Raw genomic sequence first — 24,548 nt, forward strand, 5'->3', positions numbered from 1 at the left:
CTAATAGAGTTTGATCTTCCTCCCATCTCTCCTTACTCATTGCTCGCTATTCGCGCCGCTGAGCTTAACGTTCAGAATTGTGGTAAAACAAAAAGAGCCTCAAATGAGACTCTCCTTAATTGGTCGCAGACTGACCGCTATACCCAAACAACTCTAAGTGGGAAGAGTATAAAGGTTAAGCAAATACATATTTATCCATCAGGGTGACCATTTTGCCAATTTCGGGTTTGGTCAAGGTATCATCAGCACCCAGTGCTAAGGCTTTTGCTCGGTTATCATCACTCATGATCGAGGAGAACATCACTATCGGCGTTGTTTTATAAGTTTCGCTGTCACGCAAGCGCTTCAACAAGTGCATACCATCCATGCGCGGCATTTCTACATCCGTTACGATCGCATTCACTAACTCTGTCACGGGTACGTTTTCGGACTTGGCTACTTTTTCAATTTCCATCAATTTCTCATAGGCTTCACCACCGTCTTTACACGCAATAATGTTGTAGCCTGCAGAGCTTAATGTGTCTTGTATTAAACTGCGGATAAACGCCGAATCATCCACCACCATGATGGTTTTCGCATTACGTTTGCTGATCATTTTTTGGTTGAGGTCGACCGATCTGTCCACCGTGACATCGTATTTTTCCATACTCAATTCAGGGTTGATGTCAGCGATGATTTTCTCAAAATCCAAAATCATGATCAGGTTGCCGTCTTTGCGAACAACCGCCACGACGCAATCTTGCTCACCCGCTTCTAAAAACTGACTCGGCGATTCAACATCGTTCCAAGAAATACGGTGAATACGACTAATGCTGTCAATCAAAAAGCCATTGGTCATGCGGTTAAAATCCGTCACGATAACAAATTTTCGATCAAGGCTTGGATTAGTAGGCACACCAAGCCAACCGGCAAGATCAACTAACGGAGTCAGTACATCACGTGACGAAAATACACCGATCATATGCGGCTGAGCATTGGGATAATCGGTGGTATCAGGAACTTGTATCACTTCCCTAACTTTCGCAACGTTAATGCCGTAATAGCAGGTTTTCGTGCGTCCATCTGGCAGTACCTTTTCTAAATGGAACTCAATAATCTCAAGTTCGTTGGTACCACTCTCTGTCAAAATTGTACTACTTGGGTTGCTCATACTGGTCACTAATCTTAAGAATGGTTATTGGTATTTGTTTAATATGGCTTGATATCGATTAACACCGTCTTCATTAACCGTGTTCTTTACTTTATCAATACCCATTTGTAAATCGTCTAATAGTGTTTGGTCTATATTTTTATTAAAAGCATAGTAAAGTAATCCCTGCTTTAACACATAAAGTGTTTCAAATTGATCGGGGGCATATCCTGCTTGTTTTATCCACCAATGGGCTGACCGTTCATCGTATGCAATCAAATCAATACGCTTTTTCACTAACTGCTCTGCCAACATAGTGACATCCGTTGCTTCTTGCATTGAGTCTCTAGGAACACCATATTGCAATAGCATTTGTTCGCCGACGTCATCTTTTATCACCCCGATCTTATAGGAGGTAATTTCTAAAGGATCCCCAAGTTTGATATTACTGCCTTTACGTGCAATTACCGAAACTTTGATGTCATCAATTGGGCCTACCCAATGAAATAATTCCTCTCTGTGTGACGTCCTTGTTGTCGAGAAAAGTACTCCGTCTTTTTTCAAAATGGCAGAGCGGTAAGAACGAGCCCACGGTTGCAATACGATCTGGCTTAATAATAGGTCATGTCCTGAGAATTTAGCGGCTTCTTGAAGTAAATCAACCGAAATTCCAGTGATTTTGCCCTGATTCATAAAATTAAAAGGGGGATAGGCCTCTGTATAATACGTTAGTGTTTCAAGACTAGCGGGATAAGCAGGTGATGATGCCAACACACTGATTAGCCACATAGGTAGAATAGTACGCAGATATTTGATTACGTTCATCCTCTCTCCTACATGATGTTATCTGCCTTTTGTCCTTAAACTTTAGATGGGGTTTGAAACGCCGTCTAGTTCATCGCAAGCATTCATCATCAACAATACGAACGACGTGATTAAATAGCATTAAATTTCATGCGGTTAACTCATTAAATCTCTCGGCCTAACGCACAACTTTTTTATAGCAACGCTCCGGGCGACCAACCGTGCCGTAATTTAAGTCGGCGGTTAGCTCACCACTGCTGATTAAATATTCCAGATAACGCCTTGCCGTGGTTCGACTTGCGCCAATTTTTTCTCCCGCTTCGTCCGCGGTCAAACTGCATGGTGTATTAAAAAGATGGCGTATTTTGTCTAGCGTAACCCCATCAATTCCTTTAGGAAGACGCAGATGAGTGGGAAGCTCACTGGTATTGGCTGTCAACATTTTATCAACTACGTTTTGGTCAACATCAGCCACGGAGCCCAGCTCTAATTGTTGGGTTTGGTATTTCTTCAATGCCGATTCAAGACGGGGAAACATGACTGGCTTGAGCAAGTAATCGACTACGCCACCACGCATTGCCTGTTGTAGCGTCTCAACATCGCGCGCTGCAGTAATCAAAATTACATCACAGCCTTGGTTATTGCCTCGAACTTTCTGTAAGAGATCGAGCCCCGTACCATCCGGTAGATAAACATCCAGCAATACTAAATCGGGTTTGAGGATATCTAACTGCAATTGGGCATCGGCATGAGTCGTTGCAATGCCAATGACTTCAAATCCCTCAATTTGTGTCAGGTAACGATGATGTAATTGCGCAATCGCGATATCATCTTCAATGATCATGACACGGGTATTCATACTTGTTCTTCCTTAGGCAGATAAACCGTAACTCTTGTTCCAACATCTTGATTACTTTTCATTTCTAGCTGCCCTTGATAGCGATCAGCTAACTGTTTTACCAGGTGTAAACCCACACCTCGGTTATGTTTTGCTTTGCTAGAGACTCCCTTTTGCCATAATTGCTGTGGCGACATTTGTTCGGGTAAACCACACCCTTTATCATCCACTTCAAGAATAATTTCGGCACCATAATCGCTGAGTGACACTTCAATGATGCGTCGTTCTTGTGTCACCCGTTTTTCATTGCGGATCATCGTGAGTGTCGCATCAAATGCATTGTCAATCAGGTTACCCAAGATAGTGACGATATCTTCGGCATTGATACGCTGCGGCAAAGGTTCTAGACGCGATCCCTCTTCAACGACTAACTCCAAACCAAGTTCACGAGCTCGCTCAGTTTTACCCAGCAGCATTCCGGCAATGAGTGGATCTCTAACTGTCTCGCGTAGAAATTCAATGAGCGATTGGTAATGAGCCGTTTCTTGGCCGATTAAATGCTGAACCGCTTCCAGCTCTCCCATCTGTACAAGCCCACTGATGGTGTTGAGTTTGTTGCGATGTTCGTGAGTTTGAGAGCGCAGCATTTCAGCATACTCTTTGGTTTGGGAGAGTTGCTCGGTTAACTCGTTGATTTCATCTCGGAGGCGGAAGCTGGACACCGCACCAACCACTTTACCGTCAACAATAATCGGACTTCGATTGGCGATCAGACGTTGTTGATTGAGGTACAGCTCGATGTCGTGATCAGGCGTGCCACTTTCAATAACACTCATGAGATCACTTTCAGGCAGAAACAGAGAAAGTGGTTGATTCAGTGCTTTCTCTCGGTTAATCGCCAAAATCTCACACGCACTTTTATTAATGGAACGAAGAATACCCGCCTCATCAATACTTAAAATTCCTTCCTTTAAGGTACTCATGGTGACATCGAGTTCGACATACAATCGGCCAATCTCTTCTGGTTCAAAACCGAGTATCGCTTTCTGAAAACGGCGCGAGGCGTAGCTGGAAAGTACAGCATTCGCCAGCACTACCAGTAGTGCCATCCCAATTAAGTAGATAAGAAAAGGTTCAATTTTATCTTGTAGTCGTTCTATTAAGTAACCAACTGACACCACACCAACGATCTGTCCTTGGGCATTTTTTACCGCCGATTTTCCACGCACGGATTTACCCAATGAACCCTGAGCAAAAGAAACGTATGACTCACCATGTAGCAAAGCTTGATCGTTATCTCCCCCTTTCATGGGAAGACCAATTCGTTCATCAACAGGATGGACTAAGCGGATCCCATGTTGATCGCCGATAACAATGAAGGTTGCACCGATTAATTTTGTTAACTCTCGATAACGCTGTTGGTGATCCACCCCACTACCAGATTCAAGCATATCGACCACTGATGGAGTTTGTGCAAGAAATGAAGCAACCCCCAAAGCTTTTAGGCCCATCTCTTCTTCTTGAGAATGTTTGATGTACACAAAACCAGCGGCAACTAACAGCAGTAATTCAATCAACCCTGAAAGGGTCATTATGATCAGCATACGCTTACGAAAACTGATACTACTCCACACCATAAATCCCTCTTTAACTCTGCATACAAGCTAACACTTATTTAACATTTGAGCGAAGAGAGAAACGAATAACTGTGAACAATACTACGCATTCCACGCACCATTTTGGTTCGTTTTATTGCAATCTATTTCGAAGACTTGCCAAGCAGAATATGCACAAGGTTTTATAAAAAATTATCATAGTTATTTCGTGATCTATATCACGCCTATTTTAGAAAAATTTTATCTTATAATGCCAAAGCATTTGTATACTAATTGTGCAGTGAAGAAGATGATGAGGAAACCTCACAAAAAGATAGCCCTATAATAACCATACCAATTGCTATCGATTCCATTCATAACATTGTCAGAAGGACACTTACAATGAAACGCGATGCCTTTGGAATTTGCCTTTCCCGAGATATGCTGTTTAACCATTTACAGTCAACCTTTACTCATGTTCGGGCTTATGAAGAAATAGCGACTGAGTCAAATGATGACCTGAGAGTGCTGCTCGCTTTCCCGCAGATGTCGGGTAAGGACGTGCTGACCACGATGCAAGGTAGTACAAACGTGAGAGGTAGTAAAAAATTGGTTTGGCGGGCCGATTATCTCTGCCCTTCTTACCATAAGTATTAAATTTAAATATTGAATTTTGGTGATATGCGCTTCATGCTAGCGCATATCACTTGCTGTTGTTTCGACATTTCAACCCATCGCACTGTTGACTTCCGCAGCAAAAAACTAGAGCATTAACTCTAATTACTATTACTCGAGCTTAGCATGAAAGCGAAAACACTCAGCCTATTCGTCTTTACTCTGCTTGGTGCAGCCCCTTCTTTCGCCGCGCCGATTTCCTTTCAACAAGCATGGGATCTTTTGCAACAGAGCAATAATTCACTTGCCGCTGGGCGGGCAAATGTCGAACGCTATCAGCATATTGAAAATTCCACAGACAGTCTCAATTTGCCTGCTGTTTCTATTGGTGCAAACTACACGCGTTTAGACCAAGATGTTACTTTGTCAGGAAAGCAGATATTCGATAGCACTGGGCAATCTATCCCATCGTCTTTAGGACCGATACTCGCCAGTGCTGGCTCCATCACATCAACCATCACCGAACGTGATATTTTCAGCTCTTCGATTCGCGCTATTTGGCCCATTTTTACAGGCGGACGGATCAGCGCCGCACAAGCCGCTGCGGAAGGTAAAAAAGAAGAAGCACAAAGCCAGCTCGCAATGGAAACACAAGCGCGCTATGAAGACTTGAGCAAATATTACTTTAGTGTTCTTTTGGCAAAAGAGGTTTTAGTGACTCGCCAAGCCGTTGAGCAAGGGTTAACCAAGCACCGTGATAATGCACTAAAGTTAGAGCAACAAGGACAAATTGCCCATGTGGAACGGCTACAAGCTGAAGCCTCATTAGATAAAGCAACGGTTGAACGCAAAAAAGCACAAAAAACCTTAGATATTGCCCAAAGCGCACTAACCCAAATTCTAGGTCAAACAGAAAAAGTCGAGCCAAGTGGTTCACTGTTTGTCAATGACCGCTTACCGCCGCTCTCTGTTTTTGTGGAGCAAACGCTCAATACCTATCCGGGCTTGGCACTACTTGAAGCAAAAGAAAAGCAAGCAAGCAGCTTGATCAAAGCTGAACAAGGCAAATACTATCCAGAAGTCTACCTTTACGGTGATTACAGCCTACATGAAGACGATTCGCTGGCCAGCCAAATGAAACCGGATTGGTTAGTGGGTGTTGGGGTCAACATTCCGTTAATTGAAACATCGGGTCGCAGCGATCAAGTCAAAGCAGCGCACAGTGCAGTCTCACAAGTACGTTACTTAAAGGCGCAAGCTAAGCAAGATTTGAGCGTGTTGGTGGAAAAAACCTATTTGGAAGCCGAACAAGCATTGGAAGAAGTGATGGGACTAAACTCAAGTCTCACACTGGCTAATGAAAACCTGAACCTACGCCAAAAGGCATTCAGTCAGGGTTTAGCAACGTCTTTAGATGTAGTGGATGCAGAGCTCTACCTTGCTAGTATAAAAACGCAACAGTCATTAGCCAGCTTCAACTACTTACTTTCTTTAAATAAGTTACTGGCATTGACCAGTGAAATGAATACTTTCCCTATCTACACACAATCAGCGATTTTGTTGCACTCATCAATGACTCACGAATCACCTGCTCAAAAGGATGCCTTATGAAAGCCGTAAAACCAACACTGATTGCTCTTGCTGCTGTGGTGGCGATCTCTTGGGTAGGCTATCGCTTTTACCAAGCATCTCAACCTAAACCTGTTCGCTTACAAGGACAGATTGAATCTCAACAATACAGTATTTCTTCAAAAGTTCCCGGCCGTATTGATCAGGTACTGGTGCGCAAAGGCGATAGCGTTGAACGTGGCCAGCTCATTTTCACGCTGCACAGCCCTGAAATTGAAGCCAAATTAGATCAAGCGATTGCGGGTCAAAAAGCGGCGGGAGCACTGGCTAAAGAAGCAGAAACAGGCGCACGCGATCAGCAGATCCAAGCGGCAAAAGATCAATGGCTTAAAGCCAAAGCCGCAGCGGATTTAATGGAAAAAACCTATTTGCGTGTCAATAATCTTTACCGTGATGGTGTCGTCGCTGAACAAAAGCGTGATGAAGCGAATACCCAATGGCAGGCCGCTAAATATACTGAAAGCGCCGCTTTTCAGATGTATCAAATGACCAAAGAAGGCGCACGCTCTGAAACTAAACTCGCAGCCGCGGAAAAAGAACGTATGGCTGCTGGTGCCGTAGCGGAAGTTGAAGCTTATGCCGCGGACACTAAAATTGAGAGTTGGTTTGACGGTGAAGTGTCCCAAGTACTGCTGCAAAGCGGCGAACTGGCTCCACAGGGCTTCCCTGTCGTCACTGTCGTGGATACCCAAGACTCATGGGCGGTACTCAACGTACGCGAAGATCAACTCAAGCATTTTACGAAAGGCACAACATTTACGGCTTACTTACCTGCTTTAGAAGCCAAAGTAGAATTTATCGTTTCCCACATTGCAGTGATGGGTGATTTCGCCACGTGGCGATCAACAGACGCCTCACAAGGGTTTGATTTACGCACCTTTGAAATCGAAGCTCGCCCTACCACACCTGTCGAAGGTTTGCGTATGGGAATGAGTTTAGTGGTTGAGCTATAAGCCTTATGTCGATTCAGGTTCGCCCTCAATGGCCTCTGCTGCGCCATGACCCTTGGCTATTGTCTAGCCTAAGCTGGATACCAATAGTATTGGCATTCAGTATTTGGTGGATTTTTTCACAAGGGATAGTGCGCGATCTGCCGATTGGCGTGGTCGATTTGTCTCACAGCCAATTGTCACGTCAATTGATAAGAGATTTCGATGCAACCTCGACCATGGCAGTCACGCACCAGTTCCAAGATGTCAATCAAGCCAAAACTGCGTTAATTGAAAGTGACATTTACGCGTACGTTGTCATTCCGTATCAATTTGATAAATCAATATTTCGTGGTGAGCAGCCACAAGTATCGACCTTCTTCAATAGCCAATACATTTTGGTTGGACGATTGATCAACTCTGCTATTGTTCAAGCACAAAGTACGTTCAATGCCCAAGTGGATGTCGTAAAAAACCTAGCGACTAGCCAACAAACCACATTGAGTGCGATGGGGCGAGCCGTACCAATCAGGACACAGATTACGCCCCTGTTTAATCTCAATACAAGCTATGCGCAATTTTTAGTCTCGGCGGTTGTACCCGCTCTTTGGCAAATCGTTGTCGTGGTCAGTACCATTATGATTTTGGCTGCAAACCATCGTCACTTTGGTTTGCAAACGTGGCTTGGAGAAAAGCCATTACGAATTTTAACGCTAACATTGATGCGTTATCTGCCGATTTTTATGTTGCAAGGGATTGGTTTTTTAATCTGGTTTTATCAAGTATTAATGTGGCCAATGCACGGCAGTTTTGCTCTATTGATTATCGCACAACTTGCAATGACGCTCGCCTGTATGATCATGGGCGCACTCTTTTTCTTTCTAACACTCGATCCGGCCAGAGCGATGAGTTTTGCTGGCGCTTTTACCGCACCAAGTTTTGCGTTTATGGGCATTACGTTCCCAGTGACGGATATGAATACTCTAGCGCAGTGGTGGCGAGGCCTGCTACCAGTGAGTCACTACATTGAAGTGCAAGTAAGCCAAGTGAGTTATAACGCTGAGCTGTTGTCATCACTGAAGTATTTAGTGCCAATGCTGGGCTATGCATTGCCGCTGCTGCTCACTTTGATTCTTATCCGTAAACACAAGCAAGCCGAGCGAATCAACCATGACTGAAACTACGCGATTCATTGCTCTACTTAAAGCAGAGCTAAAAGCGCTATTCACTAACCCTGTGGTGCTGTTGACTGTCTTTGGTGGCGTGGTTTTTTACTCCTTTTTATACCCTTTGCCTTATACGCAGCAAACTCCACGCGAGCAGACACTCTCGATTGTCAATCTCGATAAAAGCCAAGCTAGTTACCAACTAGAACGCATGGTTGACGCAACGCCACAAGTCAAAGTGATTCAACGAGACAGTACCATTGAAGATGCCAAGCAGGCTTTTCTTAACCGCAAAGTTAGCGGTATTTTAGTGATTCCTGAACATTTTTATAAAGACCTACTGCTTGGGAAAAGTCCAACACTGGCCTACGCTGGCGATGCCTCTTACTTTCTAGTGTACGGCACCATCGTTGAGGGCTTATCGCAAGCTGGTGGAACCTTAGCCGCGAAAAGTAAAGTGTCACGTTTAGTGATGGAAGGAGAACCGCTTTCTCTGGCCGCTCAGCACTATTCCGCCACAAGCATCAACCTAAAACCGACCTTTAACCCACGCATGGGTTATGTTGATTACGTTGTCCCAGCGGTGTTTGTTTTGATCTTACAACAAACCATGATCATGGCGGCAGGATTAATGGGCGGAACACAAAAGCACGGAAATGGCTACTGGAGCCATACCACACCGCTACGATTAATATTGGTACGCAGCATTGTCCTTGTTGCTGTTTATTATCTACTCAGCATGTACTACTTTGGTGCCAGTTTTACCTCACATGGTGTCAACACCCTCGCCAGTGCGGGGCATTTATTGCTACTTCTACTGCCTTTCTTACTGGCCTCTTGCCTATGCGGCATTTGGCTTGGTTCAGTTACACCGCGGCGAGAATTGGTGACGTTAGTGGTATTAATCAGCTCAATGCCACTGATTTTTTCAGCTGGTTTTATTTGGCCGTTAGAAGCAATTCCACGCCCTATCATTTGGATATCCAACCTCTTTCCAAGTACGCCTGCCATTCAGAGTTTTCTCAGTTTGAACCAAATGGGCGCATCATGGGATCAAATCAGCACTCAGTGGGGGATCTTGTGGGTGCAAGTGTTTGGTTGGGGAGCCCTTGCTTTTTACCAACTCCAGCGGAAGCGTTAATTAATCATTCCTGCCACTGCTGACGCATACGCTCAACAGTGGCATCATCGATACCATGAACATTCTGGTACTGCGCACGGCAAACATTAATCACTAAGGTTGCATGGTAATGTTTAGCCAACTGGCGGTAAGCTCGCATCTCCCACTGTCGAACAAAAGTATTCGCCACAACAACGTCCTCACCTTGCGCTAAACAGCGCTCCACTTGCTGTTGACACCACCGATGAGCTTGCTCGATTTTATCTGGCTGATAACAATAGTTGCCTTTCTCATTGATAAAATACATATCCGCTTCAAAATGCTTTGCATGTAGCGTCCTTGCTAAGGTGCTTTTGCCTGAGCCGGGTAATCCCCTGATCAAAGTTAAGGTTAGCGCCATGTGTATCCAACAGGTAAGTAAACGGATATCCAATAGTAACCAATTTCACAGCAAGATTCATTTTGCTATCGACATCTGGTTTTGATTGAGTTAAGTTCGGCAGTATAGACGTCCAAAAATAGCTTAGGGAGAAAGCTGTGCCGATTAAGATCCCCGACCAACTGCCAGCCGGTGATGTACTGCGTCATGAGAACATTTTCGTGATGTCAGAAACACGTGCCGCCACACAGGGCATCCGTCCACTGAAAGTTTTGATTTTGAATTTAATGCCGAAGAAAATCGAAACCGAGACTCAGTTTTTGCGCCTGTTATCCAATACTCCGCTGCAAGTGGATATTGAATTACTGAGAATTGATGAGCGCCCAAGTAAAAATACCCCCACTGAGCATTTGGAGAACTTTTACCGTCAATTTGAGATGGTAAAAAATCGCAACTTCGACGGGCTCATCATCACCGGAGCACCTTTGGGGTTGGTCCAATTTGAAGATGTGATTTATTGGGAACACTTAAAAAGCGTGATGGAATGGGCTAAAAATCACGTCACTTCCACACTCTACGTTTGCTGGGCAGCGCAAGCGGGGCTAAAACTGCTCTACAATCTGCCCAAACGAACTCGCAAAGAAAAATTATCGGGCGTTTATCATCATGAAATCCACCATCCCTTTCATCCGATATTACGCGGCTTTGACGACACCTTTTTAGCGCCCCATTCTCGTTATGCTGATTTCTCACCAGAATACTTAGCCGAACATACGAATTTAGATATTCTCGCCACCTCTGATGTGGCAGGTGTGTACTTAGCCTCAACCAAAGACAAACGTAACGTGTTTGTCACAGGTCACCCTGAGTACGACGCACATACACTGCATGGTGAATATATTCGAGATTTAGGTGAAGGGATGGAACCCGCAATCCCAGTCAACTACTACCCCAATGATAATCCAGATAATAAACCAGTCGCCAGTTGGCGAAGCCACGGTCACTTGCTGTTTGCAAACTGGTTAAACTACTGTGTTTACCAACAAACACCTTACGACCTTGAACACTTTAGCGAAGATAAATTTACCAAAGACGATTAGTGTTTCATGCCTGATCATCTCAGTAATGAGGTGTTCAGGTTTTCATCAAACATAGTGCATACTGACTCGCATTCTTCTCTGCTCTTTCCCCCTCGATCTTCTGATTTCCTTATCATGCGTCTAAGCGATTTAGGAGCTGCAGATAATGAAAAAAGTACTGATGATATTGATAATGTTCACGTTATCGGCCTGTGTCACCGTGAACGAAAAAGGTGAGCCTGAAGTAAAAGCGGATCCGGTTGAAATGGCCGAATCTCGCATTGCGCTCGGCCTAGGCTATTTAGAAAATGGCAACATGAGCAAAGCGCGTGAGAACCTAGAAAAAGCCACACAACATGCGCCAACTTACTATCGATCGCAACTTGCGATGGCTCACTACTACGAAACTGTCGGTGAAACAGAGGCCGCACGTAAAACCTATCAAACCGCGCTTCGCGCCCATCCCAAAAATGGCAATATTCTCAATAACTACGGCACATTTTTGTGCAAGCAGGGCGAATATCAAAAAGCCGATGAATATTTTAACCGCGCCATTGCTCAACCCTATTATTACCTTGTCCCTGCAAGCTATGAGAACGCAGCCTTTTGCGCGTTAAAATCTGGCGATAAAGAACAAGCGCACTACTATTTTGCAAAAACATTAGACCATGACCCTAATCGAGCTCGTTCATTGCTGCAATTAGCTAAATTGGAAATTGACGCTCAACAATACACGCAAGCTCGCATCCGCTTGATGCAATTTAATCAGCGCTACGGTAACCAAAAAACATCGCTTCAATTATTGGTAGAGTTAGAGAAAAAGGCAGGAAATAAAGCGTTAGAGAAAAAATATCAAGCGGCGCTCGATACCTTTTCCTAACATCGTATTACTAGGGCAAGGGTTATTTGATATTGGTAGGTCTACCGTCTTTGCCACCATTACGGTCACGATAGTGGATACGGCGAAGACGTCTGACTTTCTGAGCGCGCTGAATTTTTTGATATTCGCGATAGATAATACGAATAAAAAACCCAAGCCCAATCATCGTAAGCAAGGCAAACAGATAAGCGAAAGGCTGGCAGATCCAGTCAGGTTGGCAAGGTAAATAAAGGTCAAAGTCCATACCTTACTCCTTCTATTGCTATCTCAACTCACTGACCAATATAGTCAATCAACGAAGTCAGCCTAGCACTTTGCCGCTAACCATTGTTTGCGTTGACTGTCATTTTGGAAACTCCATGCGATGAATCGACTCACTTTTTGCCCTTGTTGCATTTCAACAACCTTCACCACTGCAGCACCCACTTTATCTAACTGTTTTTGCATCCAACGTACATTCTCTTTTTTAGAGATCAATGTGGTGAACCACAGCACTTGCTGAGCGTAGTGTTGACTTTCAAAGGCCATGTTTTTAATAAAGGCAGCTTCACCACCGGGGCACCATAACTCAGCTTTTTGTCCACCAAAGTTGAGCGTAACCGCCTTACTTCTGTTAGCGTCTTGCCCCACAATTTCTTGACCTTTTTTGACTCGATTACGCTGTAAATTTTTCAACTTACGTTCGCTGCCTTGCTGCGCCTGTAGTTGTGATGCATGAAAAGGCGGGTTGCACGTGGTGAGATCGTAACGCTCATTTTCTTGAATAATCTGCTTAAAAATATGTTTTGCATCGCTCTGCAAACGGCATTCAATACGCCCATTGAGTGAAGCGTTGCTATTAACCACCAGATTGGCGGATTTAATAGAGATAGGATCAATATCGCTACCAACATAGCGCCAGCCGTACTCTGCCACACCCACGATCGGATAAATACAGTTCGCTCCGACCCCAATATCAAGTGCTTGAACCTTCTCATGCTTGATTGCTGAGCACTCATCTAGCAGCAGATCGGCCACGCGATGAATATAATCAGCTCGACCGGGGATCGGCGGGCACAAATACCCAGCGGGAATATCCCAATGGGTCACATGATAATGATGTGTCAATAACGCTTTGTTGAGCATTTTCACCGCCATCGCATCGGAGAAATTGATGCTCGGTTCACCACTCGGGTTGCGAATAACAAAGGGCTTCAAAGCAGGCAGTGTATTAATCAGCGCGGGGAAATCGTATTGTCCTTGATGCTGATTACGAGGATGTAACCCCTGCTTTGCTTTTAACGCAGGTTTTTTATGGCTCGCTTCAGGTTGGCTTTTCTGCGACTTCGCTTTGGCTGACATTACTGCTCCTCTTTTAAATCGAGATACATCATAAACAATCGTGCATCAAACTCGAGCTGATGATAATTCGGTTCCATATGGCAACACAGTTGATAAAAAGCCTTGTTGTGCTCTTTCTCTTTGATGTGAGCCAGCTCATGTACCACTAGCATGCGCAACAGCGGCTCCGGTGCTTCTTTAAACATGCTCGCTATGCGGATCTCATTTCTAGATTTGATTTTCCCACCATGCACTTTGGCAACATAACTGTGCAACCCTAGTGCGTTATTGATAATGTGGATTTTATTGTCGTACACCACTTTACTGATCGGCGCCGTTTTCTTCATGTATTGATTTTTGAGATCAATCGCGTAGTTAAACAACGCTTTTTCACTTTGAATCGAATGGCGCTGTGGGTAGCGTTGCTCAAACCAGCTAACGAATTTACCGGCCGTGATCAACTGTTCAACTTGTGAAACGAGATGAGGCGGATAGTTTTGTATGTAACGAAAAGATGGATGCATAGCCCAGCAACTGACTCATAAAAAAGGCGCTAAGTGTAACTGAATCAAGCCTGCGTTTCATCTTTCCAATCACAAGGAGCAAGGCTTCGTATCCGAGAGAGTTGAAACTCAGCGCCTCGGTGGGTAAACTTGCCGCCCTTTATGTTCGGTTAATGAGTGAATTGGATGAAACGTATTGTGCTCTACGTCAAAGATAAATGCCCGCACTGTAAAGATGCTCAGCGCTATCTTGACGCCAAACAGATCCCCTACCGCTTATGTAACGCAAAAATGCAACGCGGCCGGAAGGAACTGGATGCGATCGGCGCGCGCAGTGTACCGGCTTTAAAAATTGGTGATCGAATTATGATTGGCTGGAACCCAAACAACTTTGAAAAAATCTATCAAAGTTAATCGAACGATACACATCACCCCTTTCACACATACTGTTTCACAAATTCAATAAAAGTACGGTCGGCATTAGACAAATAGCCCTCTTTGCGCCATGCGAGGGCTAAATCTAACCAGACTGGCGGTTCAAAAGGGATCGCTCGTACATCCGGTTCATGCTCCGTTACAAGCTCTAATAACGCAGTCACTGCGTACTCATGTTTGACAATACTTAAAATCATTGGCAACAGATTGGTTTCAAAAGAGAAATGTGCGCTGAGCTTATGCTCTTTACACACTTTATCAATGAAGTCGCGGTGGAAATAACCGGGCTTAAACATTACCAATTCATGCTCAAAAAAGGTCTTAAAATCTATCGATTCTCGTTGTGCTAACTCATGTTCTTTCCCCACTACCGCCACCATTTGCGATGATAAGAGGGGATCAACTTCTAAATCCGGAGGAAGATCATGATTGAGGATCACGCCAATATCTAGCTCACCACTGAGCAACATTTTTCTAATCGACTGAGTTCCTGCTTCTATCACCGTCATTTTTAGCAAGGGAAAGTGACTTTTAAAAGCCATTACAATTTCTGGAAAGAAATAGGATCCCATCATGCTCGGCGCGCCGAGCCTCACTTCGCCTTTGACGAGCCCTTTAAGCTCATCCATTGCCAATTGTGCATCTTCAAGTTGCTGCAAAATACGAGTGGCGTGTTCATATAACACTTGCCCTTCATGGGTCAGCGTCACTTTTCGCTCATCTCTTTTTAGCAAAACAACCCCTAATTGCTGCTCAAATTTTTTAATCGAAATACTAAGCGCTGGCTGCGCAATGTGCAGTTGCTGGGCTGCTAAAGTAAAGCTGCCGCACTGAACCACAGCCGAAAAATGTTTTAGATGGCGAGTATCCATAGCGTTATGGTTCCACAAAATCAAACGAAGCGATATTCGTCCAACGAGGTTTGGATATATTTTATATATCACGACGATATTTTTAATATATTTTATTAATCATCAAGCCACTGCTACTGTGATCACAGATACATAACGTAAGTGAAGCGTAATCATGATCGAAATTGGCAGTAAAGAATACCGAAAAGTCACTTGGGGACTTGCGCTCGGCTCGTTCTTAGTCTTTTGTAATCTCTATCTTTTTCAGCCAATGTTGCCCTACCTTGCTACGCATTTTGCGGTTTCGGAAACCCAAATTAACTGGTTATTTGCCGCATCAACCCTCGCACTCTCCGTCAGTTTAGTCCCTTGGGCAATCAGCTCTGAATCCTTTGGCCGCCGCAAAGTGATGTTATTAGGGCTATTCATGATGCCATTAATCGGCAGCTTAATGTTGATCAGCCAACAGCTATGGGTGCTGGTTTTAACACGTGCACTAATGGGCGTCGCATTGGCCGCCTTTGCTTCGGTTGCCGTGGCTTACATGGCTGAGGAGCTTTCGCCTCAAGCATTTAGCCAAGCGATTGGCGGTTATATTGCTGCGAATTCATTAGGTGGCATTAGTGGCCGAATTTTAGGCGGTATATTGACCGATGCCTTTGGCTGGCAACAAGCCGTGATTGTGATTGCCATACTGACTTTCGTATGCGCCATCATTGTGCTGTGGTTACTACCCATTCAACGCAATTTCACGCCGCAAAGAGGCTTGTTCTTTCACCACAATCGTGCGCTGGTAAAACATCTTTCTAACCGCACACTGTGGCTAGCGATGCTGATTGGTGGTACTAACTTCGCGCTGTTTGTTAATCTCTACTCAGTGATGGGCTTTCGGCTTGTCGCCGAACCCTACTCGCTACCGATTGGCTTAGCATCATTGATCTTCCTATGTTATTTGACGGGAACACTCAGCTCGAAACTGACCGCTAACTGGACAAAACGCTACAATGCCATTTCGGGCATGATGTTGGGAGCCTTGCTCAGTTTATCGGGGATGTGGCTAGCCTTGGTTGAATCAATCCCGTTTATGCTGATCGGTTTAATGTTGATCAGTTTCGGCGCCTTTTTTACTCATACGCTCGCCTATTCATGGGTGAGCCAAAAGGCCAGCAGCGCAAAAGCAACCGCGACCGCTCTGTATTTGGTTCATTATTATGTGGGTGGCAGCCTCGGCGGGTTTTTCCTACTCTATTGCTGGCAAAATGGCGGTTGGGCGGTGGTGGTTTCGGGTGGAATGGTGTTGTATGTGGCGATGTTTTTTCTCTGTTGGAAATTGCGCCATGATGACCGCGCCCTTGCACACCGCCAGCCGCTGCATGAATTGATCAAGTAGTGTTATCCACTCACTTTATCAAAAGACTCATGTTATGCTTGCGCCAAATTGACTGTTTTAATAAGCACTATGAGCGTAACGATAAATAAAACCGCCATCACAACTGAAGTCGAACAGTGGCTTAACGATGTGGTGATTGGCTTAAATCTCTGCCCTTTCGCCGCAAAACCACAACGTAACCAACAGATCAAAATTTTCGTCAGTGAAGCCGATACTGAAGAACAATTGCTGCAAGATATTTTGCAACAATTGCTAGAGTTAGAAGGCAGCTCGGCACAGTCTCTTGAGACCACCTTAGTGGTAGTGCCAAACATGCTCGAAGATTTTTTTGAGTACAACTTTTTTATCGATTGGGTCGAAGCATTAATTACGCAACAAGATTGGCAAGGCATCTTCCAAGTCGCTACCTTTCACCCTCACTACTGTTTTGGCGGCACACGCCCCGAAGATGACGAAAACCTAACTAACCGTTCGCCGTACCCGATTTTCCATCTTATTCGCGAAGAGAGCATGGAAAAAGTACTCAAGCACTACCCTAACCCAGAAGCGATTCCCGATACCAATATCGCTCGTGTTAGTGCTCTAAGTGACCAAGAACGCCGCCAACTGTTTCCTTATTTGTTTCTCAATAAGTAACCCTGTTCTTTAACCAAACTGATGGCATGGGTCGCAGCTTTACCATCAGTTTGTTACTATCCATTTTCTTACTATCAGTTTATTACTATTAATTTATTACTATTAATTTGTTACTACGCGTCACAATCCCTGTTAACCAAACCAATGGACCGAGATAATGCATTTATCCAAGCTTACTCAAGAGATTTACGATCATCTTTACCGCGATATTACCGAGTTTCGTAGCTCCTTTGATCTCCCCGTTGCTGATGCCAGCAGCTTAAACGATAAAGCTGACACGTTGCATACTTCGCTCGCGATTGAAGAATTGACTGAACTTGCTGAAGCTGACAATAAAACAGAACAAGCGGATGCGATCATCGATACTGTGTACGTTTTGATGGGTCGCTTAGTCCACCTTGGGCATAGCCAAGTGAGTGACAACTTAGCGATCAGCTATTTGATTGATCTTCTGCTCAATGTTGCCGTGAATCGTGGCATCGAATTTATTCCATGCTGGGATGAAGTGCACAGCTCGAACATGAGTAAAGTGTGTCGCAATGAAAAAGAGTATGCCGATACCCAAGCCTACTATGCTGAGCAAGGTATTGAGCTGATGGCCGTACAAAAAGGCGACTACATTATTGCTAAATGCGCACAAGATTTTGTCTCTGAAGGCAAAACGATTCGCCAAGGTAAAGTGCTCAAATCAGTCTATTACCGTCCTGCTGACCTTGCTTCATTGACGCAATAACCTTGCAAAGACTCAGATAAAAAAACCACCTTGTGGGAGCAAGGTGGTTAAGAGACTTATAAAAAGTCTAACAAGAACGAGAATGTATCGATTCTATTAATGCGATTGGCGTGCCAACTTTCACATAAAACCTAACCATTTGTTTTTAATAGACTTACTATTTTTATCATTCTATCTTCAGCACATTGATGCGCTAAAAGTGTGCTGACTGCACGACAGTTGTGCTTTTAATCAAAGATAAGATAAGGCTTTCCTTCAACAACAACCTGCTTCACCTGAGTCTGAAACGCTGCACTTAACGCTTGGCTCTCTAATACTTGTTCAACCGAGCCGGAACTTTGCAATACGCCATCTTGCAGTAACAGAGCGCGATCGGCATGGCGCAATGTTCGATTGAGATCGTGATTGGCCATCACTACCGCTATCCCTTGCTGTGCAACCTCTTCAATCAAACGATAAAGCAACCCTTCTTGAGCAATATCAAGAGGCGCCGCAGGTTCATCTAATATCAATAACTGCGCGTAAGGGTTTAAGGTTGGCCAAATTTGCAAGCAAATACCAGCCAAGCGGACACGTTGCCATTCGCCGCCTGACAGTTGGTGAATGGATCGATGCAATTTGTCTTGAATATTCAATCGTTGAGTGAGATGAACCACGGCTTGATTAACAGCCTGAGAATGTAAATCGGCGCAACTGGGGATCGCTAAGGCAAGATATTGATAAACATCGACATTAAAAACAGGCTTGTCGTTTTGCGACAGATAAGCTCGGTGCAGTGACAGCGCCTCTAACGATGCGCTTAAAAGCTGAAGATCACCAATGTAGACCTCACCTTGGCTCTCTGTCACGCCAGCTAACGCCGACAGTAAAGTGCTTTTTCCGCTGCCATTAGGCCCAATGACATGCAGCACCTCTCCCGCTTGGCAGGTAAAAGAGAGTGGCAATAAACGTGATGAAACCTGCAGGCTATTAACGTGAATCATGGTTTTTCAACAACATCCAAATAAAAATCGGCGCACCAATGGTGGTAGTGACGACACCAAGTGGAAGCTCAGCAGCATTAAGCGCCGTTCTGGCAACGGTATCCGCGCAGACCAGTAAAAGTGCGCCGAACAGAGCCGACATAGGTAAAAGGTAGCGGTTTTCAGAACCAAACGCCAAACGCAATAAATGCGGAACAACCAACCCAACAAAACTGATCACACCGCCCAATGCCACCGCAGCTCCTACCAGCAGCGACACGGCAAAAATCAATTTCCAACGTAGTCGATGCACATCCACACCTAACTGCTTTGCATGAGTTTCGCCCAGCATCAGTTTGTCTAACGTTTTTCCTTGCAGAGCAAGCCAGATGATCACCGGAAGCGCAGCTAATGAAAGCGTATGTTGATACCAGCTTGCACCACCAATACTGCCCATCAACCAGTAAACCAGTTGCCTTAAACTGAGATCATTACTGAAATAAAACGCCCATGTCACCACAGCACCAGATAAAATACCCAGCGCCACACCGACCAGCAGTAAGCGGGTTGTACTTAAACGCATCGCTTTAGCCATGCTGACCAGTAAAAGAGTAAACACCATCGCACCGGCTACGGCACAAAGCATGAAAATTTCAGGTGAGGCCAAAGCAGGGAAGAAAAACAGCACCACTACCATCGCCACACTGGCGCCACCAGAAATACCAAGCACGCCCGGCTCTGCCAAAACATTCCCTAATAACACTTGCAGCGCCGCGCCTGATACGGCTAGTGAAGCACCAATGATGACGGCAGAGAGCAGACGAGGAGCACGAAGTTCAGTCACTAACTGCCATTCCAGTGGTGACCAAGTGTGAAATGGGCTGATAAAGAGTTCACCCACCATCAAATAAAACGCACTCATCGTAATCAACAATGCCAGCAGAGCGTAGAGGGCGTAATGCCAGCGACGCTGTTTTTTTAAGAGTAACTGATTGAACGTCATGCGCTTATATGTAAATAAGAGAAACAATAATGGCCTAACCTTACCGTTAAGCCATTTAAATAGAAAGTGATATACCAAAGCAATCGCCTGTTAACCTTGTCAACAGGCCAAAAGGTTAACAAGCCAAAAGTACCATCGGTTAATCGTATACCAATTGATCGTCTTCATAGCGTGTCGCCACTTTGCACACCATTAACGCGGCGCGCTGGCCTAATGCCACTTTTCGGTTAGGAAATACGATCGCTTCATCTTCATTTTTCGCCATGAGTGGCTTTTCACCATCATGACCAAATACCTCACCATGTTTAAACGCGGTGAAGTTTTCGACGTTATCATCAAACATGAAATCAAAATCGTCATGCAAACGGACGATGGTACGGCTGACACGATAAATAGTTGGCTTTCTTGGCAAGTGTTCAGGTGTCGCATTGGCTACCAAATCGCGCATGGCTAAGTCAAACGCGACTAATCGCTCTAGGTTGTTTTGACCAAGAGGTGCGACTTGCCCCAGCTCAAGCGTTAAAGCTTGCGCGGCAAAATTCTCTGCACTGTACCAACTGAAGGTACTTGAGGGGGAATTTGAAAGCAGCACCGCTTCGATATGGGCACTTTCAATCAATGCCATCAGTGCGCGGCTGCGGACAGGATGGCGAGATTTAGGGCTGACGGCAAACGAATAATGTTTGGAGTGACGAATCGCACAGTGCAAATCAAGATGCCACCGGTTTTGCTCAGCGGTGTGTTCGAAAAAGTCTTTCACTGTCTGTTTGAGATGCTGTGCAATCTCTCTTTCTAGGGAGGTATTGCCCTTTTTATCATCAAATAAACGGTTCAAATTTTCTTGCACGAAACGGGTATGTTGATTCGTCGCCTGAGGATGAGCCACAATAAATAAGCAGCGGTGTTGGACCGCTTGAAAACCTGACTGAATATCATCCACCAGCTTATTTACTAATTCCATTGGCGCAGTTTCGTCACCATGAATACCGCAAGAAATAATGATGTGCTTACTCTCATCGTTGAGATGAGCGGGGATCACTTCGAGCACTCCACGCGAGAGCACTTTAAGCGTAATACCAGCTGCCGTTTTGATTTCGCCAGTGACCATTTCTTGGTCTAAATCCAAACTATCAAATAGGAAAGATTGGCGGAAAAGGGACTTCGTCATGCGTTACTCCTTTATTGCACAGCGGTATGTTAATGAATTGTAGAAGCAATTTATGTTGAGGCGATCCCACTTATCAAGATGGATAAGGGTAAACTTAACTCATCAACGATCGTCTCAATACCTTATACAAAATACGCTTAACCAGAGGCCGGCGTTAATTGCCGGGAATTCTATCATTAAATCTGATAGTTACTCCATACTCTACTGCATGCTCACCCGGTGCTAAATTTGAATTCCGATGCTCTTCACACTCACATTCTCAGCGTTATCTTTTCCTATTTGGATATGAGTTAATGATTGATAGTCAATATTCAACACACTATACCAATGGCGGTTTTGCCAGTCAGTGCCTAGAACATCGGCAAGTATCATTCTGATTGTTCCACCATGAGCGATGATTAAAGTGTCTTGCTTAATCTCTTTAATCTGAGCCTCCCAAGCACGAGTTACACGCTGATGAAAATCGGCCAAGTTTTCTGCATTCGGTAGTTGATGTTGGGCCGGATTGGTCCACAAAGTTTCCACTACTGGCCACATCGATTGCAGTTCATCAAAGGCCACGCCATCGACGTCACCAAAATCCATTTCTTGGAAATCAGGCTCAATTTGGTAATCCAATTTCGGCTGCTGTAAAACCAGTTGCTGCGCTAAATCATGGCAACGGCGTAGCGGCGAAGTAATGATGTTTGAGAAGGAGTAACGGGATCTCAGCAAAGTGTGAGCGATCTGCTCTTGCCGATGCGCTTCAACGAGCACATCTGTTTTACCATTGAGTGCAGGTCGACCGACGGTTTTACCGTGGCGCATCAAATAGAGATTGATCATAGTGAGCCTTTTAAAGCGGTGTCGTTTAGAGCACTGTCTTTTAAAACGATGTCTTTTAAAACAATCGGTAAGCCCGCCGCAATAAAGCTCACTCGGGTTGCTAACTTGGCTAGCGCTTGGTTAAGCCAGCCCGCGTTATCGACAAATAAGCGCGAAATCTCCCCCATCGGGATCACGCCAAGGCCCACTTCGTTAGCGACGATAACCAAAGTGGCGGGCGTTTGCTCAACGGCAAAACAGAGTTGCTCGACTCGCTTTTTTATCTCCGCTTCGTGAGCTTGCTGGCCATGGTTATAGATAACGTTATTCAGCCACAGCGTTAAGCAGTCCACCAATACCACATCATGTGCCGAAAAAGTGGCAATTAACTCAGGCAGTTGTTCAGGGCATTCGTGCTCTTGCCATTCCGACGTTCTTTGCTGCTGGTGGTGAGCAATCCTTGCCTGCATTTCATCATCAAACGCAATCGCGGTGGCAACATAGTTAAGCTGAGCCTGCGGCAGCCGCATTAGCAGGGCTTGGTGTTCTTGCTTTGCGGCCTGTTCAGCGAAACAAGACTTACCGCTACGCGCGCCACCCAAAATCAAATGCACCATTATTCAATCATTCCCATGCTCAAATAACCCAACCCAGCGAATACAATAAGCAGCAGATAGATCAGCAGTTCCATAATCTGTTGTGCAGCGCCAAGGCAATCACCCGTGAAGCCACCAATACGCGCCATCAACCAAGCTTTGAAGAAAATACGAAAAACTACAGCAACCAATACCAAACTTAAGCTTACCTGCCAACCAAACCATAACGCAGGCGCTAAGCCGCACAGCAGTAGAAAAATGAGCTCTGGAAGGGTTTGTTTATTGGCTAGCGGCTTACTTTTGCTGCTATCGAGATCGCTTACATACGGCATGTCGAAAATCAACGATGCCGCTATCGCACGGCTAAAACTGTAGCCTAGTACCCACACCATTAATACGTTGCCATAACCAAGTAGCGCCTCTAAAAAGAGAAACTTACACAGTAGCGCCATCACTAAACTGGCCGCACCATAAGTGCCAATGCGGCTATCTTTCATGATGCTCAAACGGCGCTCAGCCGTCATTCCTCCGCCAATGCCGTCCGCCATGTCAGTTAAGCCATCTTCATGAAACGCCCCTGTTAATAGCAAACTGGCCACCATCGTCAGTGCGATGCTTACCTCGTTTGGTAAAATCAGGATCAGCACACTGTAGATGGCACCGCAGATCGCGCCGAGTAATAGACCAACCAAGGAAAAATAGCGCCCAGATCGGTTCATTCGTTCACTGCAATAGGGCGTATTGTTAGGAATAGGAAGGCGCGAGAAAAAACTCAGCGCCAACCAGAACAGCTCTAATTGATAAGCGAAAACGCGCAGCATTACACTGTCACTCCTGCGTCGGCAAAACTGGCCATGGTGTTATAAAACTCGGCAGCCGCTTTGACCAAAGGTACGGCTAATACAGCACCCGTTCCCTCACCCAATCTCAACCCTAAATTAAGCAGTGGTGTCGCGTTTAACTGTTCAAGTACGCGTTGGTGGCCCGATTCATGGGACTGATGAGCAAAAATCATCAACTCGCGGCAATCTGGTTCAATAAGTGTGGCCACATACGCGGCTACCGTGACGATAAATCCATCCACCAGAATCGGCGTTTGCTGCTGGTAAGCGCCTAAAAATGCTCCGACCATTTGCACAATTTCAAAGCCGCCTACTTCCGCAAGGACCGTTTCTGGATCCAAACCACGGCAGCGTGTTACGCCTTGCTTCACCAACTGTATTTTTTTCTGATATTGCTGTGTTGAAATGCCAGTGCCGTAGCCAACACACTGTTCAACAGAATGTTTAGAAAGTGCCGCTAATATCGCAGAAGCGCTACTGGTATTGCCAATGCCCATTTCACCAAACATCACCATATTGGACCCCGCACGGATCACCTGCTGCACGGCCTGATTGCCTAGCAATAGCCCTTGTTTCACTTGCTCTACAGACATCGCCGCTTGGCGAGCAAAGTTCTCCGTTCGGCTACCTAAGCGCTGCACAAGAAAGTGCGGATTGTCGCTTTCTACAGGGAGTAAAATCCCGCAATCTATTACTTTCATCTCGACTTGATTGCTGCGACAAAAACAGTTGATGGCCGCACCACCCGCCAGAAAGTTAAGCACCATTTGCTGAGTCACCGCGCTTGGCGCAATGCTAATGCCTTCATCTGCAATGCCGTGATCGCCAGCAAAGACCAATACTGTAGGCTTATGAATGGTGATCTGCTGAGTGGGCTGAGGCTGATTTTGACTTTGGATTAAGGCGAGCTGGTGTGCTAATGACTCAAGTTGGCCCAACGCTCCTAACGGTTTAGTTTTTTGATCGATTCTTTGCTGTATTGCTTGGCTATGATCTTGTTTTAACATTGCTTCTGGGCTCTTCCATGAAAAGAGAAGAGTTTACTCGTATTCGCCAGTATCGGCCAGATTTTGCCAGTTTGAGCCTAAAAAAACACCCCCTGTTTTCTACAAAATCAGGAGGCGTTTTTAGGTTTATATGGG

27 protein-coding genes are annotated in these 24,548 nt (G+C 45.1%); 11 read left to right on the top strand and 16 right to left on the bottom strand.

All coding sequences use genetic code 11. The features are described 5' to 3' along the window. Positions 1 to 175: 175 nt before the first annotated feature. The 4 genes from AACT42_RS06320 to AACT42_RS06335 all read right to left on the bottom strand — a co-directional run bounded on the left by AACT42_RS06320 (position 176) and on the right by AACT42_RS06335 (position 4,408). The gene (locus AACT42_RS06320; RefSeq protein WP_026027355.1) at positions 176 to 1,150 is read right to left on the bottom strand and encodes a chemotaxis protein; all 975 of its coding nucleotides are present in this window, start codon (positions 1,148 to 1,150) and stop codon (positions 176 to 178) included. A gap of 24 nt (positions 1,151 to 1,174) precedes the next feature. Then, positions 1,175 to 1,954 (bottom strand): substrate-binding periplasmic protein, encoded by a 780-nt coding sequence (locus tag AACT42_RS06325; protein WP_094133401.1) that lies wholly within the window; start codon positions 1,952 to 1,954, stop codon positions 1,175 to 1,177. A 157-nt stretch (positions 1,955 to 2,111) separates the two neighbouring features. Continuing rightward, the gene (locus AACT42_RS06330; protein ID WP_013856664.1) at positions 2,112 to 2,792 is read right to left on the bottom strand and encodes a response regulator; all 681 of its coding nucleotides are present in this window, start codon (positions 2,790 to 2,792) and stop codon (positions 2,112 to 2,114) included. Then, on the bottom strand, positions 2,789 to 4,408 hold the full coding sequence (locus tag AACT42_RS06335; protein WP_017044817.1) for an ATP-binding protein: 1,620 nt from the start codon (positions 4,406 to 4,408) through the stop codon (positions 2,789 to 2,791). The genes AACT42_RS06330 and AACT42_RS06335 overlap by 4 nt, the downstream gene beginning before the upstream one ends. A 360-nt stretch (positions 4,409 to 4,768) precedes the next feature. Between AACT42_RS06335 and AACT42_RS06340 the strand changes: the two genes are divergently transcribed. The 5 genes from AACT42_RS06340 to AACT42_RS06360 all read left to right on the top strand — a co-directional run bounded on the left by AACT42_RS06340 (position 4,769) and on the right by AACT42_RS06360 (position 9,846). Then, complete coding sequence (locus AACT42_RS06340; protein WP_013856662.1) at positions 4,769 to 5,023, top strand: hypothetical protein; 255 nt, start codon at positions 4,769 to 4,771, stop codon at positions 5,021 to 5,023. A 144-nt stretch (positions 5,024 to 5,167) separates the two neighbouring features. Continuing rightward, positions 5,168 to 6,592: a TolC family protein gene (locus tag AACT42_RS06345; RefSeq protein WP_094132977.1), complete on the top strand. Its 1,425-nt coding sequence runs from the start codon at positions 5,168 to 5,170 to the stop codon at positions 6,590 to 6,592. Further along, on the top strand, positions 6,589 to 7,563 hold the full coding sequence (locus AACT42_RS06350) for an HlyD family secretion protein (protein ID WP_017042989.1): 975 nt from the start codon (positions 6,589 to 6,591) through the stop codon (positions 7,561 to 7,563). The genes AACT42_RS06345 and AACT42_RS06350 overlap by 4 nt, the downstream gene beginning before the upstream one ends. A gap of 5 nt (positions 7,564 to 7,568) precedes the next feature. After that, on the top strand, positions 7,569 to 8,717 hold the full coding sequence (locus AACT42_RS06355) for an ABC transporter permease (RefSeq protein ID WP_094132975.1): 1,149 nt from the start codon (positions 7,569 to 7,571) through the stop codon (positions 8,715 to 8,717). Beyond that, on the top strand, positions 8,710 to 9,846 hold the full coding sequence (locus tag AACT42_RS06360; RefSeq protein WP_013856658.1) for an ABC transporter permease: 1,137 nt from the start codon (positions 8,710 to 8,712) through the stop codon (positions 9,844 to 9,846). The genes AACT42_RS06355 and AACT42_RS06360 overlap by 8 nt, the downstream gene beginning before the upstream one ends. Before the next feature lie 4 nt (positions 9,847 to 9,850). Here the strand turns inward: AACT42_RS06360 and AACT42_RS06365 are convergent, their stop codons facing one another. Further along, positions 9,851 to 10,225, bottom strand: a complete 375-nt coding sequence (locus AACT42_RS06365; protein WP_047691756.1) for an ATP-binding protein — start codon at positions 10,223 to 10,225, stop codon at positions 9,851 to 9,853. 137 nt (positions 10,226 to 10,362) lie between these two features. On the opposite strand from AACT42_RS06365, the gene metA reads away from it, so the two are divergent. Beyond that, positions 10,363 to 11,304 carry a homoserine O-acetyltransferase MetA gene (gene metA / locus AACT42_RS06370; protein ID WP_013856656.1) on the top strand — a complete coding sequence of 314 codons (942 nt, stop codon included), beginning with the start codon at positions 10,363 to 10,365 and terminating at the stop codon, positions 11,302 to 11,304. 145 nt (positions 11,305 to 11,449) lie between these two features. After that, entirely contained in the window at positions 11,450 to 12,163 is a 714-nt protein-coding gene (pilW, locus tag AACT42_RS06375; protein WP_017049141.1) for a type IV pilus biogenesis/stability protein PilW, read from the top strand. 22 nt (positions 12,164 to 12,185) lie between these two features. On the opposite strand, the gene AACT42_RS06380 is transcribed toward pilW, so the two are convergent. The 3 genes from AACT42_RS06380 to AACT42_RS06390 form a co-directional block, all read right to left on the bottom strand. After that, on the bottom strand, positions 12,186 to 12,407 hold the full coding sequence (locus AACT42_RS06380; RefSeq protein WP_010318596.1) for a hypothetical protein: 222 nt from the start codon (positions 12,405 to 12,407) through the stop codon (positions 12,186 to 12,188). Positions 12,408 to 12,469: 62 nt separating this feature from the next. Further along, positions 12,470 to 13,504, bottom strand: a complete 1,035-nt coding sequence (gene rlmF, locus AACT42_RS06385; protein WP_094132973.1) for a 23S rRNA (adenine(1618)-N(6))-methyltransferase RlmF — start codon at positions 13,502 to 13,504, stop codon at positions 12,470 to 12,472. Next, the gene (locus tag AACT42_RS06390) at positions 13,504 to 14,007 is read right to left on the bottom strand and encodes a M48 metallopeptidase family protein (protein WP_094132971.1); all 504 of its coding nucleotides are present in this window, start codon (positions 14,005 to 14,007) and stop codon (positions 13,504 to 13,506) included. The genes rlmF and AACT42_RS06390 overlap by 1 nt, the downstream gene beginning before the upstream one ends. Before the next feature lie 165 nt (positions 14,008 to 14,172). Between AACT42_RS06390 and AACT42_RS06395 the strand changes: the two genes are divergently transcribed. After that, positions 14,173 to 14,400: a glutaredoxin family protein gene (locus AACT42_RS06395; RefSeq protein ID WP_010318599.1), complete on the top strand. Its 228-nt coding sequence runs from the start codon at positions 14,173 to 14,175 to the stop codon at positions 14,398 to 14,400. Positions 14,401 to 14,423: 23 nt separating this feature from the next. Here the strand turns inward: AACT42_RS06395 and AACT42_RS06400 are convergent, their stop codons facing one another. Then, positions 14,424 to 15,293 carry a LysR family transcriptional regulator gene (locus AACT42_RS06400; protein WP_026027359.1) on the bottom strand — a complete coding sequence of 290 codons (870 nt, stop codon included), beginning with the start codon at positions 15,291 to 15,293 and terminating at the stop codon, positions 14,424 to 14,426. Between the two features lie 154 nt (positions 15,294 to 15,447). On the opposite strand from AACT42_RS06400, the gene AACT42_RS06405 reads away from it, so the two are divergent. The 3 genes from AACT42_RS06405 to AACT42_RS06415 all read left to right on the top strand — a co-directional run bounded on the left by AACT42_RS06405 (position 15,448) and on the right by AACT42_RS06415 (position 18,031). Beyond that, a complete protein-coding gene (locus AACT42_RS06405; protein ID WP_094132970.1) occupies positions 15,448 to 16,662 on the top strand; it encodes an MFS transporter in 1,215 nt (404 codons plus the stop codon). A gap of 69 nt (positions 16,663 to 16,731) precedes the next feature. Next, positions 16,732 to 17,298, top strand: a complete 567-nt coding sequence (locus AACT42_RS06410) for a DUF1415 domain-containing protein (RefSeq protein ID WP_026027360.1) — start codon at positions 16,732 to 16,734, stop codon at positions 17,296 to 17,298. Between the two features lie 157 nt (positions 17,299 to 17,455). After that, positions 17,456 to 18,031 carry a nucleoside triphosphate pyrophosphohydrolase family protein gene (locus AACT42_RS06415; protein ID WP_094133608.1) on the top strand — a complete coding sequence of 192 codons (576 nt, stop codon included), beginning with the start codon at positions 17,456 to 17,458 and terminating at the stop codon, positions 18,029 to 18,031. A gap of 227 nt (positions 18,032 to 18,258) precedes the next feature. Here AACT42_RS06415 and btuD read toward each other — a convergent pair whose 3' ends face one another. The 7 genes from btuD to cobT all read right to left on the bottom strand — a co-directional run bounded on the left by btuD (position 18,259) and on the right by cobT (position 24,413). Then, positions 18,259 to 19,014, bottom strand: a complete 756-nt coding sequence (gene btuD / locus AACT42_RS06420) for a vitamin B12 ABC transporter ATP-binding protein BtuD (RefSeq protein WP_094133607.1) — start codon at positions 19,012 to 19,014, stop codon at positions 18,259 to 18,261. Continuing rightward, a complete protein-coding gene (gene btuC, locus AACT42_RS06425; protein ID WP_161441838.1) occupies positions 19,001 to 19,996 on the bottom strand; it encodes a vitamin B12 ABC transporter permease BtuC in 996 nt (331 codons plus the stop codon). The genes btuD and btuC overlap by 14 nt, the downstream gene beginning before the upstream one ends. 139 nt (positions 19,997 to 20,135) lie before the next feature. Next, positions 20,136 to 21,164, bottom strand: a complete 1,029-nt coding sequence (locus AACT42_RS06430) for a succinylglutamate desuccinylase (RefSeq protein WP_047691738.1) — start codon at positions 21,162 to 21,164, stop codon at positions 20,136 to 20,138. A gap of 222 nt (positions 21,165 to 21,386) precedes the next feature. Beyond that, a complete protein-coding gene (locus AACT42_RS06435; RefSeq protein WP_094133605.1) occupies positions 21,387 to 21,989 on the bottom strand; it encodes a histidine phosphatase family protein in 603 nt (200 codons plus the stop codon). Continuing rightward, the gene (gene cobU / locus AACT42_RS06440) at positions 21,986 to 22,585 is read right to left on the bottom strand and encodes a bifunctional adenosylcobinamide kinase/adenosylcobinamide-phosphate guanylyltransferase (protein ID WP_094133604.1); all 600 of its coding nucleotides are present in this window, start codon (positions 22,583 to 22,585) and stop codon (positions 21,986 to 21,988) included. Before cobU ends, AACT42_RS06435 begins: the two co-directional genes overlap by 4 nt. Then, complete coding sequence (locus AACT42_RS06445) at positions 22,585 to 23,385, bottom strand: adenosylcobinamide-GDP ribazoletransferase (protein ID WP_017048661.1); 801 nt, start codon at positions 23,383 to 23,385, stop codon at positions 22,585 to 22,587. Before AACT42_RS06445 ends, cobU begins: the two co-directional genes overlap by 1 nt. Further along, positions 23,385 to 24,413, bottom strand: coding sequence for a nicotinate-nucleotide--dimethylbenzimidazole phosphoribosyltransferase (gene cobT, locus AACT42_RS06450; RefSeq protein ID WP_094133603.1), 1,029 nt, complete (start codon positions 24,411 to 24,413; stop codon positions 23,385 to 23,387). Before cobT ends, AACT42_RS06445 begins: the two co-directional genes overlap by 1 nt. Positions 24,414 to 24,548 lie beyond the last annotated feature (135 nt).

The organism is Vibrio sp. V15_P4S5T153, assembly GCF_963874485.1.
Classification (GTDB): Bacteria; Pseudomonadota; Gammaproteobacteria; order Enterobacterales; family Vibrionaceae; genus Vibrio; species Vibrio anguillarum.

Coding starts and splice junctions, on each gene's coding strand:
- AACT42_RS06320 (WP_026027355.1), bottom strand. CDS start 1,150: ATGAGCAACCCAAGTAGTACAATTTTGACAGAGAGTGGTACCAACGAA.
- AACT42_RS06325 (WP_094133401.1), bottom strand. CDS start 1,954: ATGAACGTAATCAAATATCTGCGTACTATTCTACCTATGTGGCTAATC.
- AACT42_RS06330 (WP_013856664.1), bottom strand. CDS start 2,792: ATGAATACCCGTGTCATGATCATTGAAGATGATATCGCGATTGCGCAA.
- AACT42_RS06335 (WP_017044817.1), bottom strand. CDS start 4,408: ATGGTGTGGAGTAGTATCAGTTTTCGTAAGCGTATGCTGATCATAATG.
- AACT42_RS06340 (WP_013856662.1), top strand. CDS start 4,769: ATGAAACGCGATGCCTTTGGAATTTGCCTTTCCCGAGATATGCTGTTT.
- AACT42_RS06345 (WP_094132977.1), top strand. CDS start 5,168: ATGAAAGCGAAAACACTCAGCCTATTCGTCTTTACTCTGCTTGGTGCA.
- AACT42_RS06350 (WP_017042989.1), top strand. CDS start 6,589: ATGAAAGCCGTAAAACCAACACTGATTGCTCTTGCTGCTGTGGTGGCG.
- AACT42_RS06355 (WP_094132975.1), top strand. CDS start 7,569: ATGTCGATTCAGGTTCGCCCTCAATGGCCTCTGCTGCGCCATGACCCT.
- AACT42_RS06360 (WP_013856658.1), top strand. CDS start 8,710: ATGACTGAAACTACGCGATTCATTGCTCTACTTAAAGCAGAGCTAAAA.
- AACT42_RS06365 (WP_047691756.1), bottom strand. CDS start 10,225: ATGGCGCTAACCTTAACTTTGATCAGGGGATTACCCGGCTCAGGCAAA.
- pilW (WP_017049141.1), top strand. CDS start 11,450: ATGAAAAAAGTACTGATGATATTGATAATGTTCACGTTATCGGCCTGT.
- AACT42_RS06380 (WP_010318596.1), bottom strand. CDS start 12,407: ATGGACTTTGACCTTTATTTACCTTGCCAACCTGACTGGATCTGCCAG.
- rlmF (WP_094132973.1), bottom strand. CDS start 13,504: ATGTCAGCCAAAGCGAAGTCGCAGAAAAGCCAACCTGAAGCGAGCCAT.
- AACT42_RS06390 (WP_094132971.1), bottom strand. CDS start 14,007: ATGCATCCATCTTTTCGTTACATACAAAACTATCCGCCTCATCTCGTT.
- AACT42_RS06395 (WP_010318599.1), top strand. CDS start 14,173: ATGAAACGTATTGTGCTCTACGTCAAAGATAAATGCCCGCACTGTAAA.
- AACT42_RS06400 (WP_026027359.1), bottom strand. CDS start 15,293: ATGGATACTCGCCATCTAAAACATTTTTCGGCTGTGGTTCAGTGCGGC.
- AACT42_RS06405 (WP_094132970.1), top strand. CDS start 15,448: ATGATCGAAATTGGCAGTAAAGAATACCGAAAAGTCACTTGGGGACTT.
- AACT42_RS06410 (WP_026027360.1), top strand. CDS start 16,732: ATGAGCGTAACGATAAATAAAACCGCCATCACAACTGAAGTCGAACAG.
- AACT42_RS06415 (WP_094133608.1), top strand. CDS start 17,456: ATGCATTTATCCAAGCTTACTCAAGAGATTTACGATCATCTTTACCGC.
- btuD (WP_094133607.1), bottom strand. CDS start 19,014: ATGATTCACGTTAATAGCCTGCAGGTTTCATCACGTTTATTGCCACTC.
- btuC (WP_161441838.1), bottom strand. CDS start 19,996: ATGACGTTCAATCAGTTACTCTTAAAAAAACAGCGTCGCTGGCATTAC.
- AACT42_RS06430 (WP_047691738.1), bottom strand. CDS start 21,164: ATGACGAAGTCCCTTTTCCGCCAATCTTTCCTATTTGATAGTTTGGAT.
- AACT42_RS06435 (WP_094133605.1), bottom strand. CDS start 21,989: ATGATCAATCTCTATTTGATGCGCCACGGTAAAACCGTCGGTCGACCT.
- cobU (WP_094133604.1), bottom strand. CDS start 22,585: ATGGTGCATTTGATTTTGGGTGGCGCGCGTAGCGGTAAGTCTTGTTTC.
- AACT42_RS06445 (WP_017048661.1), bottom strand. CDS start 23,385: ATGCTGCGCGTTTTCGCTTATCAATTAGAGCTGTTCTGGTTGGCGCTG.
- cobT (WP_094133603.1), bottom strand. CDS start 24,413: ATGTTAAAACAAGATCATAGCCAAGCAATACAGCAAAGAATCGATCAA.